Genomic DNA, 10,665 nt, shown 5'->3' with positions numbered 1-10,665 from the left:
AGGAATGCTAATCAGGTGAATCAAAGTGAGTCCAAAACCAATTGCCAGTGGTGCAAATCCTTTAGGAGCACGGCTGTCAGTTACACCCAAAATAATCAGCAGAAACATGAAAGTCATCACAACTTCAGTAATGAGGCAAGCAAACAGCGTGTAACTACCTGGAGAGTGAGTCCCGTAGCCGTTAGTGGCCAATGGGTTAGAGCCAGTTAAGATAAATCCACTTTTGCCGTTCGCAATCAGGTAGATAATGCCCGCACCAACAACTGCACCGATTACTTGAGAGGCGATGTAAGGTAGTAAGTCAGACCCAGGAAAACGCTTACCTGCCCACAGTCCAAAGGAAACAGCTGGATTGAAATGCCCACCAGAAATGTGACCAAAAGCATAAGCCCCTGTGAGGACGGTAAGCCCGAACGCCAAAGATACACCGACTAATCCAATACCCAATGGAAAAGAAGTATTTTCGCTGATTTTTGCCGCATCTGCCGTGTAGGCTGCGGCTAGAACAGCACTACCACAACCACCTAAAACAAGCCAGAATGTACCAATAAATTCGGCCAAGCAACGTTTAGTTAGAGACATTTTTGGAAAACTCCTTGTTCAGCTACAAATGAGTGATAGTTCTGTTACACAATACTTGAGTCATTTATATCAACTGAGTTTGTTTTCTTCCCATTAAATTTCCAATTAGTGACAGTTCTGAATCCCTCAAGAAACTAAATCAAAAAAATAGGACTTGGTTTTTTACTCAACAATTGTGGTAATAAAAGAAGATACCTGAAAATATAAAATAACAAGAAAAATACTTAATTTCTTAAGCATTTTGCTCAGAATGATACATTTGTTGATATTCTTGCTCTAGTGAGTTCTATTAAAGATGGTTTGAAAATTTATTTAAATTTTGTAATAGTTTTATAAACTTTTAATTGAAAAAATACTTTTAACCAAAATTGCTCAACGTGACCAATCTGCTCTATCTACACTTTACGATCGCTATGCCAAAGTTATCCACGCGATCGCTTTCAAAAGCCTGTACTCGGTAGAAGAAAGTGAAGAGGTTGTTTTGGATAGTAGGAAGTTGAACTAGAAGCTGATGATGCAACATAATCCTGAAAACTACTGCTTTTGTGAACTAGCTCCCCTTTATGCCTTGGATGGGATTGAGCAGCAGTTAGCAGAGTATCCAGAATTAGCCGAAGAGTTAGCAGACTATAGCGGTTCTCGAATGGAAGCAATACAGTCTGACCTCTCTCCTTTTAGGAGAGAGGCTTTGAATCTTACTCCCCAACGCTAGTAGGGAAGGGGCTGGGGGTTAGGTCTGTATTGCACTCAACCTAGAAGCGCTATATAAATCTGCGGTAACTGCAATTCCTTATAGTACTCCAACTGTCCCAATGGCAGCAGACTTGAAAAATCGCTTGTTTGACCTAGTACAACTTTGCGTAAAATCGTAGCGTTTTTAATGCAAGGGGACGCATTGGCATTGTTACCCGATGCATTGGCATTGTTACCCAATGCATTGGCATTGTTACCCAATGCATTGGCATTGTTACCCGATGCATTGGCATTGTTACCCGATGCATTGGCATTGTTACCCGATGCATTGGCATTGCAGGCTGATGCATTGGCATTGCAGGCTGATGCTCTGGTTAACAAAATTCCTACCCAAGGAAACTTAACTTTACAAGCTTTGGTATTGGCTCAATACCGTTCAGTTAAGCCCAAAAACCTTGGTAGAGACGCGAAATTTCGCGTCTCTACAGGTCTAAAATCAGTACCAAAAATCCTTAACTGAACTGTACTGGACTTAAACCCCCAGAATTTGTTAAATTTATTCGTCAATCTGCCAGGAATCCTTAGTTAATTCTTCATCCAGAATTTTCTTAGGACGCACGATGATAATAATTTGTCCTAGTAGAAGAATTTCTGGCTCAGTTTCAAACCACTGAAAATCTAATTCACCACCATTTTCAACAACAAAATAGCTGGAGGCATCCCATTCTCGTTGGGCGCGATCTACGACAACGACGACAGGCCCCGTTTGGCTTTGGATGGGGAAGCGATCGCTATTCGCTAAAATCACTACTGGATCTTCTGCTGCCAACAACACTTGCCAACCTGGTAACGGTACCCAAGCTTGCTCTCCAGAAAACTTGACCATCCGAAATGGTTCAATTTCTGTCACTATCGGCACAGCTTGCAAGTCTTGCCGTGATAATGGCAACTCGCCTACCACCGGCAAGATTCGGGGTAATTGTTCTTCAAGTTCCAGACGGTAAAAGGGTAAAATTGGCGCTGGACGCTGGGGAACAGTAGTAAAATCAGTCAGTAGTTGTTCGATTTTTTGCCTTGCTGCTGGCGTGTGAGCAAAGCGTAAACCTTTGGCAATTAGGCGCGATCGCTGTTGTAAATCTGCATTTTGGCGTGCCAGTTTCCAAACTTGATGAGCAACAGCATCCCCAGGATGAGCAGAAAACCCTTCTGGTAAAGTGCGGAAATAAGAGAACTCTTTAATTGCTTTTGCTATATCCCGTGCCTCATCAGCATCAACGTTGTGGACGAAGATTAGTTCGGCAGCGGCGGCACGTTCTTCTTGAGTGAGCAAACGCAGTTCGTATAAAACATCACTGCCGCGTGTGGCATAGTGCGATCGCGTTTCTGCCGATACTCCAAACTTTTCCAAAGAATTGTAAACTTGAGAACCAACAACCACCTGATTTTGTTGAATCGGCTCAAATCCAGTCGCCTCAAAAATGTCTTGGGGGTTGTAACCGGTTTTTAGCAACGAGGCGATCGCCGTTCCCCATTCCACCCAGTTACCTTGTTTTTGCCTCAGCCTTCGCAGTAATTCTTGTGCTACATCGTTGGTAGCATTTTCTTCGGGATTCTGAGCGTTGGGTGGTAGATCAGTCATAATCAGAGTGCGAGCTTCAACTTGAGAGGTTGATTAATACCTCATGAGCAAGTTTTATTCTAATCTATGAACTACCCATAGTTATTAGGACTTACGCAAACTCTACGATTCTTGGCGTTCTTGGCGTTCTTGGCGGTTCGATAAATTAAGATTTTTAGTACTTTTTGCGTAAGTCCTAGTTATATCTTGCACCTGCCCACTTTCGCGCCAAGAAATAAATTTCACAGGCTTTTAGCGCAAGTCCACGCTTAGTGGACTCTAATCTTTATTGAGTCTTCTTTAGAAGATAGCTAATAGCCTCAGAATTCATTCTGAGGCGGTTGTTGGGACTGGTGCAAGTTCTGAGCATAACTACTGCCTTGAGTTGATCTGTAGAAACTTATCTAGTTAATTCTTCTTATGCAATTTTTTCTTGCTTGAGATATTTGGGCAGGCAAATATCCTCTGTGACACTCACAGCTACCGTATTTAAAATGCAAGCTAACTCCGTAAAAACTCTTGATAAATTTGAGCTATTATCAACTAAGCTTGGTATGGAATATAACAAGATAGTGAATATTTAAAGGAAATATCTTATGGATAAGCCCAGTCTCGAAATTGATAAACTCCAATATCCACTGATGACTCTCCAACAACCAAAAAAGCTGAAAATCCTGGTAGTTGACGATGAGCCAGATAATCTCGATCTGCTTTATCGCACCTTTCGACGCGACTTTAATGTTCTGAAAGCTGATAGTGGGGTGAACGCCCTAGAAGTTTTGGCAGCAGAAGGAGAGGTAGCGGTGATTATTTCCGATCAACGGATGCCAGAAATGAAAGGAACTGAGTTTCTCAGCAAGACTGTACCTCAGTTTCCCGATACGGTTAGGATAATTCTTACCGGATTTACTGATATTGAAGACTTGGTAGAGGCGATTAATGCGGGGCAAGTCTACAAATATATCACTAAGCCTTGGGACCCAGGCGAACTGAAGGCAGTGGTGCAAAGAGCAGCAGAAACCTACGACTTGCTCAAGCAACGTACAGAAGAATTACGCCGTTCTCATGCTCAAATAGCTCTGCTGAGTGTTTTGGTACAGGTAACTCAAGCAGCTTCTAGCTTAGAAGAAACTCTTGCTCCAATTGCTAGGGCTGTGAGTGAGACTTTTGCAGCAGACGGGTGTATTCTGCAACTTACAGATGGAAATACTCTGATTGCGACTCAAGGAACTTACAGCGATACAGGTACAATAAAAAATTGGCTATCTTTTGACCCACTAACAAAGGAAGCGATCGCCACCGGGCAAATGCAAGTTTCCTTAAATATACTTAAAGACACTAAATTAGTTGATGCTATTCACTACAAAAATACGGGTGTGGAAGCACATTTAGTTATCCCAATTAGCTACCGTAATCAACTTTTGGGCGTATTATCCTTACAGTGGAAACAACCCTGCACTTTACGGGAAGATGAATTAATGCTAATTAATTTATCAGCCCAACTGATAGCGATCGCTCTTACTAGTTGTCATTAGTCATTAGTCATTAGTCATTAGTCAAAAACCGATGCCCCATGCCCTATGCCCTATGCCCCATGCCCCATGCCCAATACCCAATCAATGACTAACGAAATTCAGTCCATTTTTAACCGTATTGCTCCAGTTTATGACCAGTTGAACGATTGGTTGAGTCTGGGACAGCATCGGATATGGAAGGAAATGGCAGTGAAATGGAGTGCAGCTAAATCGGGTGATACTGCATTAGATTTGTGTTGCGGTAGTGGTGATTTAGCCTTACGTCTGGCACGGCGGACAGGAGCAACAGGGAAGGTATACGGAGTGGATTTTTCACCCAACCTGCTAGAAAAAGCTAAAGAACGCTCACATTGGCAGTACCCCCAACCTGCGATCGCCTGGATAGAAGCCGACGTGCTAAATTTACCCTTTGATGATAACCAATTTGATGCCGCAACAATGGGCTATGGTTTAAGAAATGTTAAGGATATTCCCCGCAGTCTCCAAGAGTTATACCGGGTTTTGAAGCCGGGTGCTAAAGCCGCAATTTTAGACTTTCATCGACCGAGTAATCCTCAGCTACGTGCCTTTCAGCAGTTGTATCTGGACAGTTTTGTAGTGCCAGTTGCCAGTTATTTAGGGTTAAAAGAAGAATATGCTTACATCAGCCCTAGCTTAGACCGCTTTCCCATCGGGAGAGAGCAAATAAAGTTAGCGCGTCAAGTTGGTTTTGCTGTTGCCACACACTACACCATTGTGAACGGTATGATGGGAGTGCTAGTGCTTAGTAAATTAGGAGTTATTAGTTAAAAGTTATGAATTATGAGTAGTGATAAATTCTCATTTAAAATTTATCATTCCTAACTCCTAACTCTTGTACAGACGCGATTAATCGCGTCTCTGTTAACTCCTAACTCTTGTACAGACGCGATTAATCGCGTCTCTCCTAACTCCTAACTTTTTTAATTCTTCCCTTGGACTGGTCTCATCTTTGGCTTTATGTGTCTCCCCCGGTACTGGGTGGAATTATTGGCTATTTCACAAATGATATAGCCATCAAAATGTTGTTCCGTCCTTACCGAGCAATTTATATTGCTGAACGAAGAGTACCCTTCACCCCTGGATTGATTCCCCGCAACCAGGAACGTTTGGCTCTGAACATTTCTAAGACAATCATGGGGTCACTCTTGACACCACAAGAATTGCAAAATCTGGCGCGGCGTTTGTTGCAAACAGAACGCGTGCAGGGAGCAATTCTCTGGTTGTTACGGCTGGCAATTGAACAAATTAAAACAGATAAAAACGAGAAAAGTGCCAAAATTGTGGCAGGCATTTTGCGGGATTTACTAGGGGAATCCTTGCCACGGTTACTCAAGGTTTTAGCGCGACGAGAAGACTTTTTGGAAGCGCAGATCAATCAAATTTTTGACCAGATATTGCTGGAATTTCAATTGAGTGAAGAACAAGCCACACGGCTTGCTGATTGGTTGTTGCAAGCAGTTTTACCGCCAGATGTGCTGCGGCAAACGATAGTTGATTTTTTGACCGATCGCACAATTCAAATTATTGATGAAGGCTTCCGCGAAAAAACCAGTGGAACTTATTGGGTAGTAGCAAATTTGTTTGGCTTACGTAATACTCTCACACGCCTACGGACTTTTTGCTTGGATGAAAAAGAGGCTGCCAATACTCGCTTGCAGGAATTGACTCAAGATTTGCAAATGCGCGATCGCATTCGGAAATTACTGCAAAATTTATCATTACAAAACTTGCCAATTGGGACAGTGCGCCAACTCCGAAAGACCACCCGCGAAAGTGTCCGCCATTACTTACAAAACAGTGGCAGCGATTTTTTACAAGGATTAACTGATTCTGTTGATTGGGAAAATATTGCTGGAGTGCTGCTGAATCGTCTTAGTACTTCACCTGTTGTCAGTACTTCTTTAGAAGTCATGAGTCAAGAGTTGGCTTTAATATTAGATAAATATTTGGAAAAAGATTTAGAAGTAATTGTGGCGCAAGCAATTCCGATTTTGTCGATAGATCAAGTGATAGTTGATCGGGTAAAATCAACTTCACCGGCTGATTTAGAAGCTGCAATTGAGGGAATTGTAAAAAATGAATTACAAGCGATTGTAACTTTAGGCGGTGTTTTGGGTTTTGTCATTGGATTATTACAGACAGTGTTTTTAATATTTAGTCAATATTGATTTTGTGTTTTTGACTATAAATTTTTATCAAATTATAGTTGCAAGTTGCCCAGATTGTGAAATGAGTTAAATTGAGCGATCGCCTTTTTAGAAAAGGTGCGAGTAAAAAGCGATCGCTCTCGTTTTTATTCAGAGCCACCCGGATTCATCCACAGCGTAATAATTACGAATTACGAACTTGTACTGAGCGTAGTCGAAGTATTACGAACTTGTACGCTCGCTTGTCCTGAGCGTAGCCGTTGGCGCAGCCTCTCGTAGAGAAGGGCGTAGCCGAAGTATTACGAATTACGAATTATTTTGACCTTCTATCTCTGTTTGCAACAACTGTACATCTTCAATTGATAACCCAGTCAATTTTGCCACTTCCTCCAAAGGCATTTGGCTTTTGAGCAGATTAATCGTAACCCGCCGAATCCCCTCTTGTAAGCCTTCGGCTCTACCTTCGGCTATACCTTGTGCTCTACCTTTTGCCTGAGCTTCAGCCTCAATCTCTTGATAAATTACAGATTCGCGCATATTGTCTCTCCGTAATACTCTTTGAATTAACCCTTTCTCTAATACTAGACCAGCTAAAATTGCTGTGGCAGCTGCAACATTATTCTGCAACCGTTGGTCAGGAATCCCGATAATTTCCTGTGCTACTTGCTGTAATGTACTTGCACGGTCATCTGTCTCGCCTAATACCGCGAATGGAAATAAACCTGGATAGCGCAAAAATACTTCTATCGGCTGTTCCCATAATCGAATTACCTCGAACTCGTGGCGAGTACCAGCAATGGTAAAAGTATTTTGTTGCACGAGTTCTGAGCTTGTTTCTTTAAGATAGATCACCACTTGACGCATCTGCTTTTGGGGAAAGCGGCGATACACTCGCAACCGATAGTCAATCATGCGAAATGGCAGATTAACATCGGGTTGAGTCTGAAACTCTAGGTGAAGTACTAGTTCAGTCGATTCCAATAAAATTAGTGCATCGGCTCGAATAGGTTCTAACGACAGTTCAGAAGGACTTAACTCTGTGAGGGAAATGGGTTCTCCCAACAGCCAAGTGGCAAAGTCGGTGGAAAAGTTTTCAGCGAGGAATTTGCAGATGTTATCAAACATCCAAAAATCCTACCACTCCAAAGCTTTAAACTGAGCCGTAGTAATTCAAAAACTATCTTTAATGATGCAAAAATTGGAATTTTGAAAGAGCCGCTTAACTCAAAATCTGTGCTAAATCCAGCACTACAATCGCATTGTTAGTCGATACAATCGTGTTGTTAGTCGATACAATCGTGTTGTTAGTCGATACAATCGTGTTGTTAGTCGATACAATCGCATTGTTAGTCGATGCAATCGCATTGTTAGTCGATGCAATCGCATTGCAAGTCAAGAAACTTGTGTGTACACGTAGCCCCGAAACGCAGAGAGGCTTTGATGTCAATAAAAATACTTTTCAAACAACCTCTTAGTCTAATTTATGAGACTATTCCCCCCATTTACAAGGGGGAGCCACTGCGCCCTGCGGCTCTGCCAACAGCCAAGCAAGTGGCGTGAGTTAGGGGGGATATTTAGACACTTTGGGTAACAAATATAGCTTTTCAAACACCCTCTAAGAGTAAAATCAAGTTTTATCAATCACTGCAAGGTGTAATGCATCTGAATATAATCTTTTATTAAATAATCAAACTTTATGTCACTTTAAATACTTAGTTGCTACCTAAAGGTTCAATATATGCTTGTAGAGTATCCTTAACTTTAGAAGGCTGACAAATTGGAGCGATCGCAGAATAATCTGGTTTTACTGTCCAGTCGTAATGGCGAAGTAGTATAGAAAGCACGATTTTCATTTCCATTTGGGCAAATTCCATACCTAAACATCTGTGCGAACCATAACCAAAACCCATTAGTGCTAAAGGATGTTTTTTATCTTCTTCACGAGGTGGTGCAAAGCGATCGGGATCGGTATAGAGTTCTGGTAGACGGTGAGTCAACATCGGCGAGATAGTCACAAACCAACCAGCAGGAATGCGATAACCTGCATACTCAATATCTTTGAGGACTCCACGATTATAGGCATACACTGGCGGATAAAGCCGTTCTACTTCTTTTAAGACGTTGGTTAAATCTGGAAGTTGTTTGAGATGAGACAGATTAAGGGAATTATTTCCCACAACTGCTAATTGTTCTTGGCGTAGTCGCGATCGCCATTCTGGATGATTACCTAATTCAAATATTACCCAACTGAGCAAGGAGGCTGTCGTCTCGTGTCCAGCAAACAGCAATAGCAATGCTTCGTTTATCAGGGTAAGCTGGCGGAAACTAGAATTTAAAGGAATCGTTCTCTGTCCCCAATCTTTGAGGAAGTCTTGCACAATATTTTAGATGGTGTCGAAATATGTAGCGATCGCTTTTCCGTGAAATGCTGGATACATTAAGCGACGAGTTAGGCGATGTTCTTCCCCATCTTGTAATAAAATATTGTTGCCAAATGTTGGTTCTAAGAAATACCACCCTATCCGCGACGACATGTGTTCCGCCTGTTCCACCAGCACCAGCCGATTAGCATCAGGGCCAATTAAATAAGCACGTTTACGCCCCATGACGCTTGTCTTAAAAACTGAACCATATTGCTGGAATCGTCGCCATAAATACAACTCTAAATCCTGAAATATTTCTAAAGTCTCTCCTAAGATGGGTAAGCCATAGCTACCAGGCATTTCCTCGGCGGATTTTAGCTGCCGCATATATGAGTACCTCCAGCAGTAATCAGCTACAGTATCTACTTAATTGTAAAACGTAATTAGGCTTTGCAATCCAAATTACCACTCGCGGTAGAGTCTTTCTGCGTAGAACATAATCTCTTCATTTGGCAATCTAACTTTTGGTTTTTGCCGAGGATACAAACTTTCAACTGCACGTGTATCCTGTTCAATGACTGTGGCTGCTGCTTGTAAAACTGAATTTTTAAACATAAATTTTATCAAAGGATTGACGACTTTGGCATACATCAAAATAAATGTCTTGGTGATTTTTTCTGTTTCTGGGTAGAGAATATGAATTTGAGCAATATCACCAATAGGCGTTTTCGCAAAAAAAGCTGTAGTTGAAGGAAAAGCGTATTCGAGTTTGTTAGTAAGAGTTTTAGGGAAGATTCCCAAAATAGGATTTTTGATAATTTCTCCTAGCGTGTTGTTGGCTCTCATCAGTTCTTGTTTAACTGTGGCATAGTATCCTTTTTCTTCAAAATAACTGACATCACAAGATGTAATTTTAAATAGTTCTTTATGAGTGCCATTTTGGTGGTTATAGTCATAGTTAACCATCAGATTAATCAAAAAGTCACCCTGAATACTTTTGTTCCCAGTTACTCCGATAAACTCGTATTCATCGACAATTTTCTGATGCAAATCTGGGATAGGCAATCTTGGCTCAAATCCAGCATAAGTCCAGATGCAATCATTGTTAATAATTAGCTCTAATGGTTTGATAATTGGCTGAGTGTCTTTTTTATCTCCTTGCTGTAGTCTGCCTTGTCCATCAAATTCTAGTGCATGAAAAGGGCAAGTAATGGTATCTCTCTCTTGGCAAACCCAGCCGTTTGATAATGGTGCTTGCATGTGCGGACAGATGTTATCAAGAGCAAACACTTCACCTTTTTGGTTTTGCCAAATGACATAATCCTGCCCGTTTAATGTGATTTTATTCGGTTTATTCACTCCTAATGTAGATTTGTGCGCGATTAACCAAGGCGCACCAGGTAAAATTGGTTCCATTTTTCCTCCAAAATATTGATAATTTATTGATAAATTCCTAGATGCGTTAGCAAAAGGTAACGCAATATTGAAACTTAGTGCCGCCTGCCCTACATCACTCTTTTGAATGCAAATTGCGATAATTAAAGTCTTGTCTGCAATGGACGAACTAATATAACCGCGCATTTGCTCGGCTAATTTTGGTTCCTGCATTGCTGAAATAACTAACTAATTTTTTAGTTAATGAGTATTAATTTAATAAATTTCATCTTCTATGTCAACTACTAAGCAATTTTTTAGTTAATATATTT

General features: G+C 41.3%; 14 protein-coding genes. 6 read left to right on the top strand and 8 right to left on the bottom strand.

The features are described 5' to 3' along the window. Positions 1 to 582, bottom strand: a 582-nt coding sequence (gene aqpZ, locus LC574_RS00155; RefSeq protein WP_229450941.1) for an aquaporin Z, incomplete at its 3' end; no start/stop codon positions are given. A 511-nt stretch (positions 583 to 1,093) separates the two neighbouring features. Between aqpZ and LC574_RS00150 the strand changes: the two genes are divergently transcribed. Together LC574_RS00150 and LC574_RS00145 are read left to right on the top strand one after the other, a co-directional pair. Next, positions 1,094 to 1,294, top strand: coding sequence for a hypothetical protein (locus LC574_RS00150; protein WP_229450940.1), 201 nt, complete (start codon positions 1,094 to 1,096; stop codon positions 1,292 to 1,294). Between the two features lie 168 nt (positions 1,295 to 1,462). After that, on the top strand, positions 1,463 to 1,795 hold the full coding sequence (locus tag LC574_RS00145) for a hypothetical protein (RefSeq protein ID WP_229450939.1): 333 nt from the start codon (positions 1,463 to 1,465) through the stop codon (positions 1,793 to 1,795). Between the two features lie 36 nt (positions 1,796 to 1,831). Here LC574_RS00145 and LC574_RS00140 read toward each other — a convergent pair whose 3' ends face one another. Beyond that, positions 1,832 to 2,914, bottom strand: a complete 1,083-nt coding sequence (locus tag LC574_RS00140; protein ID WP_229450938.1) for a RuBisCO accumulation factor 1 — start codon at positions 2,912 to 2,914, stop codon at positions 1,832 to 1,834. A gap of 102 nt (positions 2,915 to 3,016) precedes the next feature. Next, positions 3,017 to 3,139 carry a hypothetical protein gene (locus tag LC574_RS37680; protein WP_267871341.1) on the bottom strand — a complete coding sequence of 41 codons (123 nt, stop codon included), beginning with the start codon at positions 3,137 to 3,139 and terminating at the stop codon, positions 3,017 to 3,019. Between the two features lie 350 nt (positions 3,140 to 3,489). Between LC574_RS37680 and LC574_RS00135 the strand changes: the two genes are divergently transcribed. The 3 genes from LC574_RS00135 to LC574_RS00125 all read left to right on the top strand — a co-directional run bounded on the left by LC574_RS00135 (position 3,490) and on the right by LC574_RS00125 (position 6,617). After that, positions 3,490 to 4,428: a response regulator gene (locus LC574_RS00135; RefSeq protein WP_229450937.1), complete on the top strand. Its 939-nt coding sequence runs from the start codon at positions 3,490 to 3,492 to the stop codon at positions 4,426 to 4,428. 84 nt (positions 4,429 to 4,512) lie between these two features. After that, entirely contained in the window at positions 4,513 to 5,217 is a 705-nt protein-coding gene (gene ubiE, locus LC574_RS00130; RefSeq protein ID WP_229450943.1) for a bifunctional demethylmenaquinone methyltransferase/2-methoxy-6-polyprenyl-1,4-benzoquinol methylase UbiE, read from the top strand. Between the two features lie 164 nt (positions 5,218 to 5,381). Then, positions 5,382 to 6,617: a DUF445 domain-containing protein gene (locus LC574_RS00125; RefSeq protein ID WP_229450936.1), complete on the top strand. Its 1,236-nt coding sequence runs from the start codon at positions 5,382 to 5,384 to the stop codon at positions 6,615 to 6,617. Here the strand turns inward: LC574_RS00125 and LC574_RS00120 are convergent. Both LC574_RS00120 and LC574_RS00115 read right to left on the bottom strand, forming a co-directional pair. Next, positions 6,604 to 6,756: a hypothetical protein gene (locus LC574_RS00120; RefSeq protein ID WP_229450935.1), complete on the bottom strand. Its 153-nt coding sequence runs from the start codon at positions 6,754 to 6,756 to the stop codon at positions 6,604 to 6,606. The two genes, LC574_RS00125 and LC574_RS00120, sit on opposite strands and share 14 nt — an antisense overlap. Before the next feature lie 146 nt (positions 6,757 to 6,902). Further along, complete coding sequence (locus tag LC574_RS00115; RefSeq protein WP_229450934.1) at positions 6,903 to 7,721, bottom strand: Rpn family recombination-promoting nuclease/putative transposase; 819 nt, start codon at positions 7,719 to 7,721, stop codon at positions 6,903 to 6,905. A 134-nt stretch (positions 7,722 to 7,855) separates the two neighbouring features. Here LC574_RS00115 and LC574_RS00110 point away from each other — a divergent pair, with 134 nt between their 5' ends. Then, positions 7,856 to 8,071, top strand: a complete 216-nt coding sequence (locus LC574_RS00110) for a hypothetical protein (protein ID WP_229450933.1) — start codon at positions 7,856 to 7,858, stop codon at positions 8,069 to 8,071. A gap of 237 nt (positions 8,072 to 8,308) precedes the next feature. Here the strand turns inward: LC574_RS00110 and LC574_RS00105 are convergent, their stop codons facing one another. From LC574_RS00105 to LC574_RS00095, 3 genes are all read right to left on the bottom strand, one after another. Next, positions 8,309 to 8,974: a cytochrome P450 gene (locus tag LC574_RS00105; protein ID WP_229450932.1), complete on the bottom strand. Its 666-nt coding sequence runs from the start codon at positions 8,972 to 8,974 to the stop codon at positions 8,309 to 8,311. 6 nt (positions 8,975 to 8,980) lie between these two features. Further along, positions 8,981 to 9,346 (bottom strand): cytochrome P450, encoded by a 366-nt coding sequence (locus tag LC574_RS00100; protein ID WP_229450931.1) that lies wholly within the window; start codon positions 9,344 to 9,346, stop codon positions 8,981 to 8,983. Positions 9,347 to 9,421: 75 nt separating this feature from the next. Further along, positions 9,422 to 10,375, bottom strand: coding sequence for a Rieske 2Fe-2S domain-containing protein (locus LC574_RS00095; RefSeq protein WP_229450942.1), 954 nt, complete (start codon positions 10,373 to 10,375; stop codon positions 9,422 to 9,424). Positions 10,376 to 10,665 lie beyond the last annotated feature (290 nt).

This window comes from Nostoc sp. CHAB 5715 (assembly GCF_020829685.1).
GTDB lineage: Bacteria > Cyanobacteriota > Cyanobacteriia > Cyanobacteriales > Nostocaceae > Nostoc.
Note: the sequence above shows the minus strand (reverse complement) of the source record. Positions and strands in the feature narration are given on the sequence as shown.

Coding starts and splice junctions, on each gene's coding strand:
- LC574_RS00150 (WP_229450940.1), top strand. CDS start 1,094: ATGATGCAACATAATCCTGAAAACTACTGCTTTTGTGAACTAGCTCCC.
- LC574_RS00145 (WP_229450939.1), top strand. CDS start 1,463: ATGCAAGGGGACGCATTGGCATTGTTACCCGATGCATTGGCATTGTTA.
- LC574_RS00140 (WP_229450938.1), bottom strand. CDS start 2,914: ATGACTGATCTACCACCCAACGCTCAGAATCCCGAAGAAAATGCTACC.
- LC574_RS00135 (WP_229450937.1), top strand. CDS start 3,490: ATGGATAAGCCCAGTCTCGAAATTGATAAACTCCAATATCCACTGATG.
- ubiE (WP_229450943.1), top strand. CDS start 4,513: ATGACTAACGAAATTCAGTCCATTTTTAACCGTATTGCTCCAGTTTAT.
- LC574_RS00115 (WP_229450934.1), bottom strand. CDS start 7,721: ATGTTTGATAACATCTGCAAATTCCTCGCTGAAAACTTTTCCACCGAC.
- LC574_RS00100 (WP_229450931.1), bottom strand. CDS start 9,346: ATGCGGCAGCTAAAATCCGCCGAGGAAATGCCTGGTAGCTATGGCTTA.
- LC574_RS00095 (WP_229450942.1), bottom strand. CDS start 10,375: ATGGAACCAATTTTACCTGGTGCGCCTTGGTTAATCGCGCACAAATCT.